The sequence below is a fragment of the Leptospirales bacterium genome, from assembly GCA_019694655.1.
Classification (GTDB): Bacteria; Spirochaetota; Leptospiria; order Leptospirales; family Leptonemataceae; genus SSF53.
The window spans coordinates 107,463-124,328 of sequence record JAIBBN010000006.1 but is presented as its reverse complement, the minus strand read 5'-3'; the positions used below and the strand labels follow the sequence as shown (position 1 = coordinate 124,328).

17 protein-coding genes are annotated in these 16,866 nt (G+C 60.0%); 9 read left to right on the top strand and 8 right to left on the bottom strand.

The window, feature by feature from the left end; translation table 11 throughout:
- Window positions 1-133: 133 nt before the first annotated feature.
- From K1X75_10990 to serC, 4 genes are all read right to left on the bottom strand, one after another.
- Window positions 134-1,228 (bottom strand): alkene reductase, encoded by a 1,095-nt coding sequence (locus tag K1X75_10990; protein MBX7058580.1) that lies wholly within the window; start codon window positions 1,226-1,228, stop codon window positions 134-136.
- Window positions 1,229-1,334: 106 nt separating this feature from the next.
- Window positions 1,335-2,030 (bottom strand): hypothetical protein, encoded by a 696-nt coding sequence (locus tag K1X75_10985; GenBank protein ID MBX7058579.1) that lies wholly within the window; start codon window positions 2,028-2,030, stop codon window positions 1,335-1,337.
- Window positions 2,027-2,230, bottom strand: coding sequence for a hypothetical protein (locus K1X75_10980; GenBank protein MBX7058578.1), 204 nt, complete (start codon window positions 2,228-2,230; stop codon window positions 2,027-2,029). The genes K1X75_10985 and K1X75_10980 overlap by 4 nt, the downstream gene beginning before the upstream one ends.
- A 6-nt stretch (window positions 2,231-2,236) precedes the next feature.
- Window positions 2,237-3,319, bottom strand: a complete 1,083-nt coding sequence (serC, locus tag K1X75_10975; GenBank protein MBX7058577.1) for a 3-phosphoserine/phosphohydroxythreonine transaminase — start codon at window positions 3,317-3,319, stop codon at window positions 2,237-2,239.
- A 49-nt stretch (window positions 3,320-3,368) separates the two neighbouring features.
- Between serC and K1X75_10970 the strand changes: the two genes are divergently transcribed.
- The 4 genes from K1X75_10970 to K1X75_10955 all read left to right on the top strand — a co-directional run bounded on the left by K1X75_10970 (window position 3,369) and on the right by K1X75_10955 (window position 7,746).
- Window positions 3,369-4,223 carry an arginyltransferase gene (locus K1X75_10970; GenBank protein MBX7058576.1) on the top strand — a complete coding sequence of 285 codons (855 nt, stop codon included), beginning with the start codon at window positions 3,369-3,371 and terminating at the stop codon, window positions 4,221-4,223.
- Window positions 4,224-4,413: 190 nt separating this feature from the next.
- Complete coding sequence (gene dauA / locus K1X75_10965; protein ID MBX7058575.1) at window positions 4,414-6,192, top strand: C4-dicarboxylic acid transporter DauA; 1,779 nt, start codon at window positions 4,414-4,416, stop codon at window positions 6,190-6,192.
- Window positions 6,193-6,447: 255 nt separating this feature from the next.
- Window positions 6,448-6,822 (top strand): hypothetical protein, encoded by a 375-nt coding sequence (locus K1X75_10960; GenBank protein MBX7058574.1) that lies wholly within the window; start codon window positions 6,448-6,450, stop codon window positions 6,820-6,822.
- A 57-nt stretch (window positions 6,823-6,879) separates the two neighbouring features.
- Window positions 6,880-7,746, top strand: coding sequence for a hypothetical protein (locus K1X75_10955; GenBank protein ID MBX7058573.1), 867 nt, complete (start codon window positions 6,880-6,882; stop codon window positions 7,744-7,746).
- On the opposite strand, the gene K1X75_10950 is transcribed toward K1X75_10955, so the two are convergent.
- The 3 genes from K1X75_10950 to K1X75_10940 are packed head-to-tail and all read right to left on the bottom strand — an operon-like array spanning window position 7,743 to window position 10,853.
- Window positions 7,743-9,164 carry a sodium/proline symporter gene (locus tag K1X75_10950; GenBank protein ID MBX7058572.1) on the bottom strand — a complete coding sequence of 474 codons (1,422 nt, stop codon included), beginning with the start codon at window positions 9,162-9,164 and terminating at the stop codon, window positions 7,743-7,745. The two genes, K1X75_10955 and K1X75_10950, sit on opposite strands and share 4 nt — an antisense overlap.
- A gap of 7 nt (window positions 9,165-9,171) precedes the next feature.
- The gene (locus K1X75_10945; GenBank protein ID MBX7058571.1) at window positions 9,172-10,008 is read right to left on the bottom strand and encodes a methyltransferase domain-containing protein; all 837 of its coding nucleotides are present in this window, start codon (window positions 10,006-10,008) and stop codon (window positions 9,172-9,174) included.
- Window positions 10,005-10,853: a class I SAM-dependent methyltransferase gene (locus tag K1X75_10940; GenBank protein ID MBX7058570.1), complete on the bottom strand. Its 849-nt coding sequence runs from the start codon at window positions 10,851-10,853 to the stop codon at window positions 10,005-10,007. The genes K1X75_10945 and K1X75_10940 overlap by 4 nt, the downstream gene beginning before the upstream one ends.
- A gap of 456 nt (window positions 10,854-11,309) precedes the next feature.
- On the opposite strand from K1X75_10940, the gene K1X75_10935 reads away from it, so the two are divergent.
- The 5 genes from K1X75_10935 to K1X75_10915 all read left to right on the top strand — a co-directional run bounded on the left by K1X75_10935 (window position 11,310) and on the right by K1X75_10915 (window position 15,869).
- Window positions 11,310-11,684, top strand: coding sequence for a PilZ domain-containing protein (locus tag K1X75_10935; protein MBX7058569.1), 375 nt, complete (start codon window positions 11,310-11,312; stop codon window positions 11,682-11,684).
- A gap of 240 nt (window positions 11,685-11,924) precedes the next feature.
- On the top strand, window positions 11,925-13,229 hold the full coding sequence (locus K1X75_10930) for a pyridoxal phosphate-dependent aminotransferase (GenBank protein MBX7058568.1): 1,305 nt from the start codon (window positions 11,925-11,927) through the stop codon (window positions 13,227-13,229).
- 5 nt (window positions 13,230-13,234) lie between these two features.
- Window positions 13,235-14,533: a dicarboxylate/amino acid:cation symporter gene (locus K1X75_10925; protein MBX7058567.1), complete on the top strand. Its 1,299-nt coding sequence runs from the start codon at window positions 13,235-13,237 to the stop codon at window positions 14,531-14,533.
- A complete protein-coding gene (locus K1X75_10920; GenBank protein MBX7058566.1) occupies window positions 14,530-14,823 on the top strand; it encodes a Smr/MutS family protein in 294 nt (97 codons plus the stop codon). The genes K1X75_10925 and K1X75_10920 overlap by 4 nt, the downstream gene beginning before the upstream one ends.
- A 131-nt stretch (window positions 14,824-14,954) precedes the next feature.
- Entirely contained in the window at window positions 14,955-15,869 is a 915-nt protein-coding gene (locus tag K1X75_10915; GenBank protein MBX7058565.1) for a nitronate monooxygenase, read from the top strand.
- Between the two features lie 117 nt (window positions 15,870-15,986).
- Here K1X75_10915 and K1X75_10910 read toward each other — a convergent pair whose 3' ends face one another.
- The gene (locus K1X75_10910) at window positions 15,987-16,862 is read right to left on the bottom strand and encodes a decaprenyl-phosphate phosphoribosyltransferase (GenBank protein ID MBX7058564.1); all 876 of its coding nucleotides are present in this window, start codon (window positions 16,860-16,862) and stop codon (window positions 15,987-15,989) included.
- Window positions 16,863-16,866 lie beyond the last annotated feature (4 nt).

The following is a 16,866-nucleotide window of genomic DNA, read 5'->3' as shown; positions in this document are numbered from 1 at the left end:
CAGCGCAGGTCAAGGCGCCGCTGGCGGACGTTGCCGCCAGCGGACGCCGCATAGTCCCGGCATCTCTGCCCGCCGCCAATGGGCAGGCCGCAGCAACAACAATGCTCCGCGGCCTGCCCGAACCTGGCGGCCTTCAGCGCGCGGCGGCGCTCAGCACCGGATAGTCCAGATATCCCTTTTCGCCTGGCGTGTAAAAAGTGGCAGCATCCGGCTCATTCCAGGCGGCGCCGGTCTTCAATCGTTCCAGCAAATCAGGATTTGCCAGCCAGGGTCGTCCAAAGGCAATCAAGTCGCCGCGTCCGCCCTGCAGGTCTTCTTCGGCGCGTTTGCGATCATAGCCGCCGCTGAGAATCAGCGTACCCTTGAAGTTCTGTCGAATCGATTGCACCAGGCTTTGCGGCGGCTTTGGCGCCCCCATTGCACTGTGGTCGACCAGATGAATGTAGACCAGGCCAAGCGCCGATAGTTCCTTGCTCAACGCTTCGTACTGCGCATCTATTCCGGCAAAGGCCCCGCTATCGTTGAAGACCCCATAGGGCGACAGCCGGATGCCTGTTCGATCTGCGCCGATAGCGCCGGCCACAGCGCGAGCAACCTCAAGCGTCAGTCGATTGCGAGCGCCAGCATCGCGGCCATAGGCATCGTCGCGATCATTGATATTGGCGTTCAAGAATTGATCCAGCAGATAGCCGTTGGCGCCATGCAGCTCAATGCCATCGATGCCAGCCTCCACAGCGACGGCCGCGGCGCGGGCGAATTCCTGCACGGCGCGATCGATATCCGCCTGGCTCATCGCCTGCGGCACGGCGTAGGGCTGCATGCCAGAGGCGTCCGTATAGATCTCTCCAGAAAGCGGCTTTGCCGTCGGTCCGCGCACCACAGCGCCGGCCGGCAAATTCAGCGGGTGTCCCACGCGGCCGGTATGCATCAGTTGCACAAAGATGCGCCCGCCGGCGGCATGAACGGCCTCGGCCACGCCGCGCCAGCCTTGCTTCTGCTCTTCGGAATATGCGCCAGGGATGCGCGCATAACCCAGAGCATCGGGCGAGGGCGCTGTTCCCTCGGTAATGATCAAGCCGGCGCTGGCGCGCTGGGCATAATAGCGCGCCACAATTTCGCCCGGGATATTGCCCGCAGAACGGCTGCGCGTCATCGGCGCCATCACCACCCGATTTTTCAATTCGATCGGACCCAGTCGATAAGGTCCAAATAGTTCAGCACTCACCATCTATCTCCTCCGTGGTTCAAGGCCACGACATCATCGAAGAAAGAGCCAATATTTGTATCAGTTGGCGTTACATTTATTGGCCCGTGGCTGCCGCTGCAAAAAAAATTCAGGCGCCGGCGGCCAGCCAGTCGAGCACAGGGTAGAGCAGCGTCCGACAGCTCTCGGCATAGGCCTGGACGCCGCTCTGCAATTGCTGCACGCTCTGCACAAAAGGCCCAGGGCGCAAATCCTCAGCACAGGCGGCGATGATGCGCTCCACTGCATCCTGGTCCATTTCCAGATGGAATTGCAGGCCAAGGGCGCGGCCCTGCAAGAATGCCTGGTTTGGAGTCAGATCGGTGGAAGCAAGGTGCAAGGCCCCGGGGGGCAGCGAAAAGACATCGCCGTGCCAGTGCAAGACCATCGGGTTATAGGGAAAATGACCAAAGGCCGGATGCTGGCGCGCTCTATCGCTGAAGATTACAGGCCGCCAGCCAATCTCCGCCTCTCGATTTTTCTCAACGCGGGCGCCAAGCGCTTCGGCCAGTAGCTGCGCTCCCAGGCAAACGCCAAGGATGCCCCGTTTTGCGTCCAGCCACTGCTGCAGGGCCATCTTCTCCATGATCAGCCACGGATGCCGTCCTTCATCATAGACGCCCATCGGTCCGCCCATCACCGCCAGCAGGTCGGCATCGGCGTGGCCTGGCGGTCGCTCGCCGGCAAACAGGCGAGTCACAAGCACTTCAACGCCGCGGGCCTCCGCCCAATCGCCAATCATCGCCGCGCTCTCAAAGGGAACGTGCTGGAAGATGCGCAGCCTCATTCCATCGCCAGGCCAAGCGTTACCATATTCTTGATCACGCGTTCGAAAACCAGATCGCGCTCTTGATCGGTGCGAAAGCGCACCGTCCGATTGGCGTCAGGATTGGCATAGCGCATCTCCAGCGTCGACTGGCCGCCTTTCTTAATCGAGATTACATGATCCAGATTGAGAAGTTCGTTGTCGCCCAGCCGGATCCACATGGCCAATCAGCCTTTCTGGCGTGCAAACTCGCGCATGAAATTGGCCAGGGCCTGACAGCCCTCCAGCGGCATGGCATTGTAGATCGAGGCGCGCAATCCGCCAACCAGACGATGACCCTTCAGGCCATCCATGTGCAGCGCCTCGGCGCCCTTCAAGAACTCCGCTTCCAGTTCTTTGTTGGGGAAATTCCAGGTAATGTTCATCAGCGAGCGCGCCTCGCGCACCGCATGACCGGCGTAGAATTCCGGGAACTCATCGATGACCTGGTAGATTGGCGCCGCCTTGGCCTGGTTGTGCCGCTCCACGCCGGTCAATCCGCCCATTGATTCGATCCATTTCAGGATCAGCCCGAAAACGTAGATCTGAAAGGTGGGAGGCGTATTGTACATGCTGTCGTTTTTGGCGTAGGTGCTGTAGCGCAGCATGGTCGGCGTATGCTCCGCCTCGCGTCCGTAGTACTCGCGGTCAATGACCACGACGGTAAGCCCGGAGGGTCCGGCATTCTTCTGCAAGCCAGCATAGGCCAGTCCAATGTGGCGCCAGTCGATGGGCCGCGAGAGAAAATCCGATGACATGTCAATCGCCAGGCGGCAGTCGCCGGCATCGGGGAATTGCGCCCACTGTGTGCCGTAGATTGTATTGTTACTTGTTAGATGCAAATAATCCAGACCGGGACGCAGCTCCAGTTTCGCTGGAATATAGTTGTGATTCCGGTCTTCCGAGCTGGCCGCCAGACATAGCTCCAATCCCTGGATCTTTGCCTGTTCAATGGCTTTTTCCGACCATACGCCGGTATTTACGTAGGCGGCGCTGCGCCCTTTCCCGGAAAGGTTCATCGGGATCATTGCAAACTGCAGCGAGGCGCCGCCCTGGATATAGAGTACGTCGAAGCGCTCCGGAATGGCAGCCACACGACGAAATCGTTCGATACTTTCCTTGTAAACGGCGTCGAATACCTTGCCACGATGCGACATCTCGATGATCGACATGCCGCTGCCTTTGTAGTCGAGCAGCTCGCTTTGCACCTCTTGCAGGACTTCGAGGGGCAGGGTAGCCGGACCGGCGGAGAAGTTGATTGCACGACTCATGGCGCCAGGTTTTTGGCTGTCATCCCGAGGTCAAAACCAATCAGCTGCCATGTTTGACGCGCCGCCCGCCAAAGCGCGCTTGCCATGGCGAGAGCGGCGCCTGATCTCTGGACTGACCATGCGCAACGTCGATGTGCTGGAGCTCTGCGCCGATGTGCTCGAAGATCAGCTCTACCTGGGCCATGTGCGCGGCCCCTGCTCCTATCTGCCAGATCGCCAGCAAGCGCTGATGCTGCTGGACGGCAGGGAAGTAGGCAAACTCTACCGCCTGCTCCTGGACCGCGGCTACCGTCGGCACGGACAGCACATCTATCGACCCGATTGCGGCGGCTGCCGCGAGTGTCGCATTCTGCGTTTGCCCCTGGCTTCCTTTCAACCGACGCGCAGCCAGCGGCGCGTCTGGCGGCGGGCCTCCGCTTCGCTCCGTTACGAACTGGCGGAGCCGATCGTCGATGCACAACGAATCGAACTTTACTCGCGCTACCTCGCCTTCCAGCACGCAGCCACAAACGAGAATTCCCTGAGCGACACTCAGTACCAGGAATTCTTTGTGGATAGCTTTCTGGGCGAGGGCACTCGTGAATTGCGATTGTGGCGCGATCGCCAGCTGGCTGGCGTGGGAATTGTCGATCTGGTAGGCGATGCACTTTCCTCGGTGTACTTCTACTTTGATCCAGATTGCGCCGAGCTGAGCCCTGGCGTTTTTTCGATGCTCTGTGAACTGGAGCTGGCGCGGAAGCGTGGGCTTCGATACTATTATCCTGGCTACTACGTTCACGGCTGCGCGACAATGAACTACAAGGCTCGCTTTGGCCCCAACGAGATGCGTGAGATTGGCGCGCGCGACTGGCGATCAGGCCAGCGCGCCTTGCGCGATGGCGGCGGCGTCGGTCCCAAACTTTAGCCGATGAGCGGCCGTAAAAAATTGATTCCGGCGCATTAAGGAGCATCGCCGTCGGCCGATACATAGCTTGAGTGATTGATAAACTCTGACTCCGTCGCCCCCCGCAAGGGGGGCGGCGACTTTCGCTGGCGCCGGCTGAAGAGTTCTGAGCTTCTTGACTGCCGATGGGCCCTGCTCCGACCCTGGCCTGATGCCGCGCACCCGCTACCAGAGTCCAACCGACCGCTTTGCAATTCATCATCTGCCAGCGGCCGCGCTGCGCGCCGCCCTGCGCGAAGGCTACGGTCGACGCGATTTTCTCAGCGACCTGCTTGCCGGCCTGGTGGTTGGCGCGGTAGCCCTGCCGCTGTCCATGGCGCTGGCCATTGCCGTGGGCGTGGCGCCACAGCACGGAATCTACACAGCAATCGTCGCCGGCTTCCTGACGGCGGTGCTGGGTGGATCGCGCATCCAGGTCAGCGGTCCAACCGCCGCCTTTGTCGTCATCCTGGCGCCGATTGCGTCCAAATACGGACTGTCCGGCCTCTTGATCTCCGGATTAATGGCCGGTACAATTCTGCTGGGCCTGGGCCTGGCGCGTTTGGGCCGCCTGATTGAATATGTGCCGCACCCGGTGACCACCGGCTTCACCTCCGGCATCGCCCTGGTCATTGCCACCCTGCAGGTGAAGGATTTGCTGGGTCTGCAATTGCAAAGCGCCCCGGATCACTACGTCGACCGCGTGGCCGCCCTGGCATCGGCCATTGGCACCTTTCAGCCCTCGGCGGCATTGATTGGCGGATTTACATTGTTCGTACTACTTATTTTTCCAAAACTCACGCGGCGCATACCGGCGCCGCTTGTCGCCTTGCCGCTGGCCGCTTCGCTGGCGGCCATCCTGCCCATCTGGTTTCCAGGCTTTCAGGTCGATACCATCGCGTCGCGCTTCATAACCGAGACGCCATCGGGACTGCTCCATGGCATCCCTCAACTGCCGCCAGAATTTCGGCTGCCCTGGCAATGGCCCTCCAGTCAGGGACAGTCGCTCCCCGTCAGTTTTGCCCTGTTGCGCGAGCTGGCGCCTGGCGCCTTTGCCATCGCCATGCTGGGCGCCATTGAATCGCTGCTTTCAGCAGTCGTCGCCGATGGTCTGGCGCGCACCCGACATGATCCCGATTCTGAACTGATTGCTGTTGGCATTGGCAACCTGGCCGCGCCTTTTTTTGGAGGCATTCCGGCCACGGGCGCCATCGCCCGCACCGCCACGAACATACGCTACGGGGCGCGCTCGCCGCTGGCCGCCGCAATTCACGCCCTGGCGATGCTTGCCGCGGTACTGGCCCTCGCGCCGCTGCTTGGCTACCTGCCGATGAGTTCGCTGGCCGCCTTGCTGGTGGTTGTAGCCTGGAATATGTCCGAAGCCCGACACTTTGTGCACACCATACGCGTGGCGCCGCGCAGCGATGCCGTGGTGCTGGGCGTCTGCTTTACCCTGACGGTGCTGGTCGACATGACCGCCGGCGTCGCCGTCGGCATGGTCATGGCCGCCTTTCTCTTCATGCGCCGCATGGCCGAGGTAACGCAGGCGCGCCTCGGCGGCGAAGACCACCCAATGCTGGAGGGCGCGAGCCTGCCGCCTGGCGTTATCGTCTATGAAATCAGTGGGCCGCTGTTCTTTGGCGCCGCTCAGAAGGCGATCGGCGCCCTGGCAACATCCGCCGCCAAGGCGCGGGCCGTAATCCTCTTGATGTCCGAGGTTCATGCCATGGACGCCACCGGCCTGGTGGCCCTGGAAAGCGCCCTTCAGGATCTGAAGGCGACGCACACGCTATCGCTGCTCTGTGGCGTACAGGAGCAGCCAAAGCGCTTGCTGGAGCGCGCCAGGCTTGCGGAGCGATTCCACGTTGAGTATTTTGATGACTTGAGCGGCGCATTGCAGCGAGCCGCAAACTACGATCGTCGGACCTCGCCGCGCGCCGAAAAGGTCTGAGCGGCGACCGGCGTCGGGCCTTGTGCCCAGTCTTCAGCTCAAAGCAAATTGATCTGTCAGATTGCAAAGTGGTGACAGTTTCACGCAGGGCAGCAAGGCAGGCGCAGCCGGGAATGCTTGCTGTTTACGCAGTGGCCGCAACAAAATCCCGCCGCCATCACTTCCTGCCGCCATTCCCCCATTTTAGGATTGCCGCAATGCCATACCCTTGTAAATGTATCAGTAGAGGATCTCCTCTGAAACCACGAGCGTAGCATGGCAGACCGAAAAGACGAAGGCCAGGATATCCAGCACGGCGATTCAGATCGCAAAACACTGGTAGGCGAGGATCTGCGCACCTATCGCATCGAATTGCGCCACGGGCGCGCTGCGCTTCGCGCGCAGCCAGTCGAGATTGGACCGCAGGCTCTGGACCTGGCAATCCTTGAGCGCGATCCGCCGCTGGTGCCTGGTTCGCGCGTCGATGGTTTGATCTGGGGGCCCGGTCTGCACGGCGCTTATCCTTTCATTGGCGCCGTGCGCAAGATAGAGAACGCTGAGACAGAAATGGAATTCACGTTAATTTCCATCGCTCTGGACAATGGCGCACATTTTCCTTACCAGCTGATCGCTTCGGCCATCGAACAATAGCGCGGACCACTGTCAGGAAACACTGGCGCCGCCGCGCTGGCGCGGGGAACACGTCCTATGCTACGCGGACCCCGAAGCCTGGATGCCCTTCTGCTTGTATGTTTTGCGCTCTTTGCAAGCCCGCTGCTGGCCGAAGCAAGCGCCATTGATCCCGATGTCTATTTACACGGCGACCAGGCGGATGTCCCCGGACCGCCCTTTCATGCGCTATCTGTAAACTACGCCGCCGGCTTAAGCGCAACCGGCAGCATCATTGGGTCTTCCCAGACCGGGCTGCAATTTCTGGAAGACCTGATCAATACGGGCATACTCTACAATCCCGTGATCACTCCGGGCGTCAGATCGGCCGGGCCATTCTATCGGATACCAGAGATCGCCCTCTGGTCCAATTTTGTTTCGTTGCAATACGAGCACGATCCGCTGCAGGATCTGGCCTGGGGGGCAAGCTTCTCCTTCCTGGACATCAATGGCCGCGTCGATATTCCGGATACCTATCTCTATTCGCCGGAGCTGCCAATCGACGCCAGCAACCTGCGTCCGCCGCTGGCCTATCAGGTAACGAAACGCAGCGCCGGCCGCATCCCGCTGGCCAGCGTACTGCAGCTGGAGGGCTTTCTGATCTGGCGGGCCAACGGTCTGGCCAGAATGAGTCCCTACGCGCGTTTGATCTTTGGCGGCGGGCGCGGCTGGCTTGGCTACGTTGGCAAAGGACCCTATGTTCAGGAGGCGCACCTGGGCCTGGCTCTGGGGTTTCGCTTCCGGCTGGCCGCTCAGTACTTCATCAATCTGGAAGGCGGCTACAACTACTATCAGGCGCGAACCGGGCCCTCGAATTTCTTCGATCGCACCGAAACGCTGGTGAATCCACGACGCGGCAATCTACAGATTGCGCGTATCGGTCTTGGCGCCGGACTCATGTTCTAGCCTGTGCTGTCGCCGCCCATAACGCCGTTTCGTGCAAACAAGCGCGACGCCAGGTAGACCAGAAAACCAGCGCTCATTCCCGGCAGTGCGGCGTACAGCGAACTCCGCCAGCCTGGATCAGCAAAACGCCAGGCAGTCGCCGCGGCAAGACCGCTGAGCGCCATGGTGATCGCCACGCTGGCCCCCAGCGGTCGACGCAGGGCGCGCAAAAGCAGCAGGGGCGCCAGCGCCGCAGCCAGCGCCGCCCAGGCGTCGACAACCAGTTCAAATACGCTCTGCGAACCGCTGACTGCCGCCAGATAAATCAAAAGAGAGACGCTCAGAGTCGCGGCTTTGCTGGCCCAGTAGTTATCCGCAGTTCGCGGGAACAGATCATGGGTGATTGCCGCAGAACAGGAAAGTACCTGTGAGTCGGCCGTCGACATTGTGGCCGCAAAGACGCCGGCCAGCGTCAGGCCAGTCAGTACGGACGGCAGCAACTGCGAAGTCAGGCGGGGCAGGGCCAATTCGGCGTCAAAGCCTTCGGCAGGCAAGAGAGCGCGGCAGGCCAATCCAACACAAACGCAAGCGACGGTGAAAGCGATGTACCAAAGAAAGTAGATGCGCCGCGCCGACGCAATCTTATCCGGCGACTCAATCGACATCGGGCGTACCATGATGTGCGGCTGGCCGAGAACTCCAAAGCCTGCAAACAACCAGCTGAGCAAGTAAGCGCCAAATCCAAAACTCAATCCCAGCGGCCGCCAGTTCAACAGTTGTGGATCCTGATGTTTAAGATTCGTCAATAGTTCTGCAACCCCGCCGCTTTGCCACAATGCGGCGGCCAGCAACAAAGTCATGCTCAGGATCATCACCATCGATTGCGCCGCATCGGTCCAGATCGAGGCGCGCAGTCCGCCGGCCAGGCAATAGGCGGCGATGATGACGACTCCAATTGTCGCGCCCCAGTAGTAGTCCCAGCCAAAAAGTACATGAAGCGCTTTGGCGCCGGCCTTGAGCTGGGCGGCGGCATAGACTCCGAGGAAAACGATTACCAGCGCCGCCGCCAGCAGCGAAAGCCCTCGCGATCTCTTTCCAGATCGATCGCTGGCCAGGAACTCCGGTATGGAGCGGCTGCCGAGCGCAGCGCTGTGCACACGAAAAGGACGGTGCACAAAGCGCCACGCGCAATAGTCCCCGGCAATCCAGCCAACCATGATCCAGATCGAACTGATGCCCGCCTTGTAGGTTAGACCGATCAGGCCGATGAACATGAATCCGCTGTTGTTGGTAGCGACCGCCGAAAGCGCCGTTAGCCAGGCCGGCACAGAGCGGCCAGCCAGCAGATAGTCTTCCGGCGTGCTACGGCTGTAGCGCGCCGACCACAGTCCAATTGCCAGAAAGATCGAAAGAAAAAAAAGGAAACTGCCAATGACCATGGCGCGCTCAGCGGCGATCCATCTGGATTACGCCCCAGGTCAAATTGCCGCTGCGGCCGGCCTCGATCCAGCGCTGCAGACCGGAACGCATGTTTTGCAGGTAGCCCAAATCGCAACTTGCGCGCAACTCCGCGAAGCGTTTGTTCAGTTCGCCCAGCACCGCACTGTAGTGGTTGACCAGCTGGCCGGCATGTTCTTCAAAACGAAAGTTTGTGAACCCCAACTGTTGACCCAGCTCACAATAGCGCGCCGGGGATCCCATGCTCTTCAGATGAATGCGCTCCAGAACCGCTGCCAGTGCGGCAGGATCACATCGATCGCTTTGCATCGGATCGGTGAAAATGAAACGGCCGCCTGAGGCCAGGACGCGCGCCGCCTCGGCAATGGCGCGTTCGCGCTGACCGCTGTGCAACAGTGCATCCTGCGACCAGACGACGCTGTAGCGTCCGGCTGGCAGCGGCAGGTCTTCAAAGCTGGCGTCGATGACCTCGATCTGCCGCTCCAAACCCAGCGCGGTATTGAGCTGCCGGTTGCGCGCATTTTGGACTTCGCTGAGATTGACGCAATCGACGCGGCAGCCGCAGTGTTGCGCCAGAAAGCGCGCTGCGCCGCCGTAGCCGGCGCCCAGATCCAGAACGCGGTCCGAGGGCCCTGGCTGGCTGAGCTGGATCAGGCGTTCCACGGTTCGCCGACTGGCCGCTGCTATGCTCTCTCGCGCCGAAGAATAGAGCCCAATGTGAATATCCTCGCCGCCCCACACGGCGGCATAGAAGGCGTCGGCATCGGCGCTATTGTAGTAGCGCCTGGCTGTTTCGACGGCCGCCGAATACTCCGCCGCGCTCACTGCACTTCTCCTTTGTTGCGCAGCGTCTGGTCGATTGGTTCCTCGCCATCCGGTTCGTAGAATTTCTCAGCAACATGAATGAAAAAGTCGGGGTCGGTCTGCCGCCGCGATTCTTGAAAGTCAGCGTAGGTTGTTACTTTTTGAAAGCCAACTTCGCCCAGCAGTCGCGTCAGGTAAGTGCGTCGCAGGGGGAACATGTTCAGGTGAAAGGTGGCGCCATCCGGGAAGGAATAGCGGAAACGAGCCAGTCCGTCGTCCACATACTCCGGTTCAGCGCGCACATTCTCGCCACAGTAATAGTAGATATGCTTCGAAGTGAAGCCATGATCAAGAATGCCGTCGTAGTTGCGTTGATCAATGATCAGGACGCCATCGTGTCGCAGCGCTGCGTAAAATTCCGCAAGGGTTTTGCGTCGATCGCGCTCAGAGAAAAGGTGTGTGAAGGAATTGCCGAGGCAAATCACGGCATCGTACTTGCCGTGGACATCCCGGTTCAACCAGCGCCAGTCGGCCTGCACCGTACGCAACACCAGGCCGCGACGAACGCCATTTTCAAAGGCGCGCGCCAGCATTTCGGCGCTGCCATCGGCGCTGGTAACCTCAAAGCCCGCCTCCCACAATCGCACCGAGTGAAAGCCTGTGCCAGTGGCGACATCAAGAATCTTGCTGGCGCCGCGTTTGCGCAGCACATCAATGAAGAAGTTGCCCTCGCTTCGCGCCCGCTGCTTCCAGTCAATCAACTCGTCCCACTTGGCGACAAAGCTGCGAATGTATTCCTGGCGGTAGCGATCCGTTTCTCGAATCGCCTGCGGGTCGGGGCCGTAGTCCTGAGTTGATACTGTCATCACATACCTCGGGCGGGCGCATTTGCGCTCAAAATTTCCGGCAAAATGCCAGCGGCGGCCGCACAAAATGCGGTCGAATTGTTCAAACGGAAAATCTGCAGGGTTTCCCGTTGATTTCTGTTCAGCGCTGCCGTGCGGACTGTGTAGTCCTGACGGCGCCGTGTCTCATACGGCGGGACCGCTCAGGGATACTGGACGAAGCCAGATACTGTTGAGTGCAACATCCATCGCACTCGTTTGTAGGATGTGCGGACTTGCCGCACGCGGACCCTGATTGCAAACTCCGATTTTCGACGAGAGAAACAAGGACTTTTTTGCTGCGAAGGCGCAAAAATGCTCCGTAGCTGCAGGCGAATGCGAAATCTTCATCTTTCTGTCGCAAAGGCGCCTTCCCAATGCTTGAATTTAGTTGTATCGCGGCCTGCGGCTGATCTGCGGCGCGATCGGAAAGCTCTTATGATTGAAGAGAATGATGCAGAGCGACGCAGAGTGCAGCGACGCAGCGGAGAACTGTTTCGTCGCTATCTGGTTCGCCTGGAGCTGGATGATCTTGTACTCGAGGGACGCGCGCTCAATATTTCAGAGGGCGGGCTGGGGGTGCTGATTCCGGCGCAGGCGGCAGCGCCGGTTATCGGTCGCAGTCTGCGCGGATCGGTCAGTGCGCGCGGACTGCCGCTCCTGCATTTTGAGGGCGTGTTGCAGCATCTTGAGCCCTGGCAGCTCGACCCGCGCCTGGCCAGCGCCGGCATTCGCTTCCAGGGATCGTACGACATTCCAGTGGAGCTGATTGCAGCGGCGCTCGATCAGGAGCACAAAGAAGAGCGGACCTGAGCGGAGGCCGGGCGACTGCCGGACTCCATCTGGATTATGTCGCATTGCGACCGAGCGCTCGGCTGCAGGATTATGTCGCATTAGTCCCTGCCGGGCCTCGCTGGATTATGTCACATTCTCCTGCGCTGTTGTCGGGTTTCACTTGCCCGCCAGGCCTGCCGTTCATCCGTGGAAAGAACCATGGACGATCGCCAGCCTTCATCTGCAGCCAGCGCAGCGCCGCGCGCCGCGGCCGCCGACATGCGCATGAACATAGTCCACATTGGCGCCGGCGAGCTCAACTACGAGATCCGGCAAATCGTTGAGGTAGCTGGCAGAGTCCAGCAAATCAGCGGGCGGCAGATCTTCTGGGAAAACATTGGCGATCCCGTACAGAAGGGCGAACAACTGCCGCAGTGGATCAAGGACATCGTCGCCGCCGCCGTGCAGAGCAACGCCACCTATTCCTACAGCCCGACGCGCGGCATGGCCGAGACGCGCGAATTTCTGGCCGCCCGTTCCAACGCCCTTGGCGGCGCTCAGATCAGCCCCGAGGATATTCTGTTTTTCAACGGCCTTGGCGACGCGGTGAACAAGGTTTACTACATGTTGCGTCGCGAGGCGCGCGTCATCGGTCCTTCGCCTGCTTATCCCACGCATTCCTCGGCGGAGGCAAGCCATGCCGGCTATCCGCCAATCACTTACAACCTGGACCCCCAGCGCGGCTGGATGCCCGATCTGGATGAGCTGCGCAACAAAGTAAAGTACAATGAAAGCATAGCCGGCATTATGATCATCAATCCGGATAATCCGACCGGCGCCGTATTTCCGCGCGATGTCGTAGCCGAAATGGTGGAAATCGCCCGCCAGTATCGTCTGTTCATCGTTGCCGACGAGATTTACATGAACATGGTCTTCAACCGTCAGCAGCAATACGCGCCGCTGGCTCAGGTGATTGGCGATGTTCCAGCCATTTCGCTGAAGGGGATCTCCAAGGAAATTCCGTGGCCAGGATCGCGGTGCGGCTGGATGCAAGTCTACAATCAAGAAGCGCATCCAATATTTAAGAAGTATATAAAGTCGATTCTAGATGCAAAGATGCTGGAGGTCTGTTCAACGACCCTGCCGCAGACGGTGATCCCACAGATCCTGGGCGACGCTCGCTATCCGGCCTGGCAGGAAGAACGCAACGCCTTCTTCCAGAGGCGTTCAAAACGCGCAGCGGAAATCTTTGCCCGCTGCCCTGGCGTGGTAGTCAATCCCCCGGATGGCGCTTTTTATTTGAGCGTGGTCTTCAGCGCCGAGCTGCACTCAAAGATGCATTTGAAAATTGCCGACGAAAGCATGCGTCGCTACATCGATAGCGTGACGCCCGCCGATGCGGCGCCCGATCGCCGCTTTGTCTATCAGTTGCTGGGTTCGCGCAATATCTGCGTCGTCCCGCTCAGCTCCTTTGTTACCAGTTTGATGGGATTCCGCTGCACCCTGCTGGAACGGGATGATCAGCGCTTCGATCAAATTTACAATTCGATCGTTGACGCCATTCAGGAATTCCTGCAATCCTGACGCTGATGAGGCGTCTGGGACTCACCGGTCAGATTGTTGCGGCGCTCTTGCTCTCCGCGGCGCTGGGTTCCGCCTACCAGGCCTTGCAGGCCGGCGGCTGGCTGGGGCCGGATGCCATTGCGTGGCTGAAGACCTGGTTTTTTGAGGGCCTCCTGCAAATAGGCGGCAAGATCTTCATCGCCAGCCTCAAGCTGCTGGTCGTTCCGCTGGTGCTGGTCAGTCTGGCCAGCGGCGCCGCCTCGCTGGGCGATCTGCGCAGCGTTGGACGGCTTGGACTGCGGACGCTGATTCTATTCACGGCGACGACGGCCATCGCTATCATCATCGCCATTCTTGTGGCCGAGGCTGTGGCGCCAGGTTCCGGGCACAATCTGAGGCCGCCAGTTGCCGCGCCAGCGCCGACGCCGCCTTCGTTTAAGGAAGTTTTGATCAACATCTTCCCGGACAATCCGGTTCGAGCAATGGCCGACGGCAATATGCTGCAGATCATTGTCTTTGCGCTGCTTTTGGGCGGCGCCATTGCCAAGAGCGGCGAAAAGGGGCAGGCCATTCAGCGCGGTCTGCTGGCCTTGAATGATGTGTTGCTGGAATTGGTTTCGATGCTGGTGCAGCTGGCGCCCTTTGGCGTTTTCTGCCTGCTGCTGCCGGTCTTTGCCGATCGCGGCGCAGCGGCCCTGGGCCCGCTGGCCGCTTATTTTTTCACGGTGCTGGCGGCGCTGCTGCTCCATGCATCCCTGACCTACAGCTTCGCCCTGGCGCTGCTGGCGCGCTTGAATCCGCTGGACTTTTTTCGCAAGATGCGGCCGGTAATGCTCTTTGCCTTCAGCATCTCTTCCAGCAATGCTACGCTGCCGCTCAACATGAGCGTCACCGAGAAACGCCTCGGCGTCTCCAACAGCGTGGCCAGCTTTGTATTGCCGCTGGGCGCTACGATCAATATGGATGGCACGGCGATCATGCAGGGCGTGGCTACCGTATTTATTGCTCAGGTATACGGAATTGATCTGAGCGTGGCGCAACTGGCTACAGTTGTGGCCATGGCAGTGCTTGCCTCGATTGGCACGGCCGGCGTGCCGGGCGTTGGTTTGATTACGCTGACCATGGTGCTGGCGGAGGTCGGTCTGCCCGTCGAGGGCGTGGCCCTGATCATTGGCGTCGATCGTCTCCTCGATATGACGCGCACGGCCGTCAATATCTGCGGCGATGCAATGACTGCCTGCATCGTCGCTCGCAGTGTTGGCGCCCTGGATCTTGAACTCTACCGCGATCACAGTCAGCAGATGCTGCAGCCGCCAGCGCCATGAAACGCAGCGCGCGGCGAGAAATCCGACTTCGCAAGATGAGCGTTGAGCAGGCGCGACTGCTGCTGGAGAGCGAATTGAATCAAGCCTTTCTGGCCGGCGAAGAACAGGTCAGCGTCATTCACGGCGTAGGCGAGGGACACATCAAGGCGCTTGTAGAGCAGGTGGTTGGCGAGTGCGGCTTTGCCCGTCTGCACCAGCGCGATGCGCAATTCTACAATCCCGGCGTGAGCCTGGTCGATCTATTTCCGCCCGAACGCGGCGCTCTGCGTCAATACCTGCGCAGCCGCTGATTTTCCTCAAGCCTGGCGACGCAAACAAAGGTCTGTCGACTGAGCGGCGAGTGCTTGCCCCGGCGCTGTCCCATGTTGCGCTGGACCAAATTGTAAGTCGGCTGCCGCCTGGCGGCCGCAGGAACGATCCGGTGAAAATAGAAACAAGCATAACCAGAATGCTGGGCATCGACCTGCCGATTATCGGCGCGCCAATGTTTCTGGTCTCCTATCCGGATCTGGTAGTTGCCGTCAGCGAGGCCGGCGGCATCGGCTGCTTTCCGGCATTGAATTACCGCAATGTCGATGATTTGCGTCGCGGCCTGGATGAGATTCGCAGTCGCACCTCGCGTCCGATCGGCGTAAATATCATACTGCATAAGCCGCACAATCCAAACTGGCCGGAGCAGCTAAAGGTCTGCCTGGAGAAGAAAGTCGACCTGCTTATTTTTAGCCTCGGCGCCGCGCGCAGCGCCGTGAACGAGGCCAAAGCGGCAGGCGCAAAAGTCTTTTACGATGTTACGACCTTGAAGCATGCTCGTATTGTTCAGAAGGCGGGCGCCGACGCTCTGATTGCCGTAGCCCAGGGGGCCGGCGGCCATGCCGGGGCCATTACGCCCTTCAGTTTGATTCCTTATCTGATCAAGGAGACCGGACTGCCGGTGATCGCCGCCGGCGCCATCAGCACCGGCCAGCAGATGGCTGCAGCGCTGGCGCTGGGCGCCTCAGCCGTCTACGTGGGCACGCGGCTGATTGCTACGCCTGAATCGAAGGCGCAGGACGGCTACAAGCAGATGCTGATCGATTCAGCGCCGGAGGAGATTGTTTATACGGAGACCATCAGCGGCATTCCCGCCAACTGGCTGAAAAAGAGCGTGGAACGGATGGATCCCAAACAGGGAGCGCCGGCGGCCCTGGCCGGCGACGGCGATGAATACAAGCGCTGGCGCGACATCTGGTCGGCCGGCCACGGCGTGGCTCAAATCGATCAGGTTGCGCCGGCCGGCGAAGTGGTGCGCGGCATGGCGGCCGAGTACCTGAAGATACTGCAGACGCTGCCGCGCTGAGCTGTTAGCTATGCGGCGATCCGTAGATTGCTGGCGCCGCCCATTTGTGACATAACATATATTATCGGAAGTAGCCTTGCTGCGCCGATTTGCCTCGCGCGCTCAGGCGGGCCTGGCTCAAAACCAGGTCAGATAGAGCACCAGTGCGCCCCACAGCGCAATGGCGCCCAGGATGTGCAGATCGCGAAAGATATCGCGCGCCGTATCTTCGCCGCCGCCCTGGCGGTACATCAGATACAGGTAGCGAAAGATAGCGTAGATGACCAGCGGCGCAGTATAGATCAGCTGCGCGGTGCGATGGATCACAATCGTACGATCATCAATTGTGTACAGGCTGTAGCTGAGAATGGCGCAGGCCGAAGTGACGGCTATCATCAGATCCAGCAACTGCGAACTGTAGTGCTCCAGAACGCGACGCGTCTTACCGCCCGCATTCGCCGCCTGCAGCAACTCAGCGCGGCGCTTGCAGAAGCCCAGAAACAGCGTCATGGCCAGGCCGCAAAATAGCAGCCAGTGCGAGGGCTCAATGCCGATGCCAATCGTACCCATCAGGATGCGCAGCATAAAACCCAGCGATATCACAAAGACATCGAGAATCACAACGTGCTTCAGGCCATAGGAATAGCCCAGGTTCATCGCAACGTAGAGGGCCAGCAGCAATGCCGCCTGCCAGCCGATCCATACGGCAATGCCCGCCGCCGCCAGCAGCAAGATGGCCGAAATTGCGCCGGCTGGCGCCGGGCCCACAGCGCCGGACGCAATCGGGCGCTTTCGTTTGACCGGATGTTCTCGATCGTGAGCGGCGTCGCGCAGATCATTGATGACGTACATGCCGCTGGAGGCCAGGGAAAAGGCGCCGGCCGCCGCTACAGTAAGCACAATGGTATGGGCTTCGTGCCAGCGATGACCAAAGATCAAACCGGTAAAAACGAAGCTGCTCTTGACCCACTGATGGGGTCGCATCATCAAGAGAATTGACTTGATCTTTGACATCCTG

Bases quoted from the DNA above. Each gene is read 5' to 3' on its own strand.
- K1X75_10990 (MBX7058580.1), bottom strand. From the start codon at position 1,228: ATGGTGAGTGCTGAACTATTTGGACCTTATCGACTGGGTCCGATCGAA.
- K1X75_10940 (MBX7058570.1), bottom strand. From the start codon at position 10,853: ATGACAGTATCAACTCAGGACTACGGCCCCGACCCGCAGGCGATTCGA.
- K1X75_10980 (MBX7058578.1), bottom strand. From the start codon at position 2,230: ATGTGGATCCGGCTGGGCGACAACGAACTTCTCAATCTGGATCATGTA.
- K1X75_10955 (MBX7058573.1), top strand. From the start codon at position 6,880: ATGCTACGCGGACCCCGAAGCCTGGATGCCCTTCTGCTTGTATGTTTT.
- K1X75_10935 (MBX7058569.1), top strand. From the start codon at position 11,310: ATGATTGAAGAGAATGATGCAGAGCGACGCAGAGTGCAGCGACGCAGC.
- K1X75_10985 (MBX7058579.1), bottom strand. From the start codon at position 2,030: ATGAGGCTGCGCATCTTCCAGCACGTTCCCTTTGAGAGCGCGGCGATG.
- K1X75_10970 (MBX7058576.1), top strand. From the start codon at position 3,369: ATGTTTGACGCGCCGCCCGCCAAAGCGCGCTTGCCATGGCGAGAGCGG.
- K1X75_10950 (MBX7058572.1), bottom strand. From the start codon at position 9,164: ATGGTCATTGGCAGTTTCCTTTTTTTTCTTTCGATCTTTCTGGCAATT.
- K1X75_10925 (MBX7058567.1), top strand. From the start codon at position 13,235: ATGAGGCGTCTGGGACTCACCGGTCAGATTGTTGCGGCGCTCTTGCTC.
- serC (MBX7058577.1), bottom strand. From the start codon at position 3,319: ATGAGTCGTGCAATCAACTTCTCCGCCGGTCCGGCTACCCTGCCCCTC.
- K1X75_10910 (MBX7058564.1), bottom strand. From the start codon at position 16,862: ATGTCAAAGATCAAGTCAATTCTCTTGATGATGCGACCCCATCAGTGG.
- K1X75_10960 (MBX7058574.1), top strand. From the start codon at position 6,448: ATGGCAGACCGAAAAGACGAAGGCCAGGATATCCAGCACGGCGATTCA.
- dauA (MBX7058575.1), top strand. From the start codon at position 4,414: ATGCCGCGCACCCGCTACCAGAGTCCAACCGACCGCTTTGCAATTCAT.
- K1X75_10920 (MBX7058566.1), top strand. From the start codon at position 14,530: ATGAAACGCAGCGCGCGGCGAGAAATCCGACTTCGCAAGATGAGCGTT.
- K1X75_10930 (MBX7058568.1), top strand. From the start codon at position 11,925: ATGCGCATGAACATAGTCCACATTGGCGCCGGCGAGCTCAACTACGAG.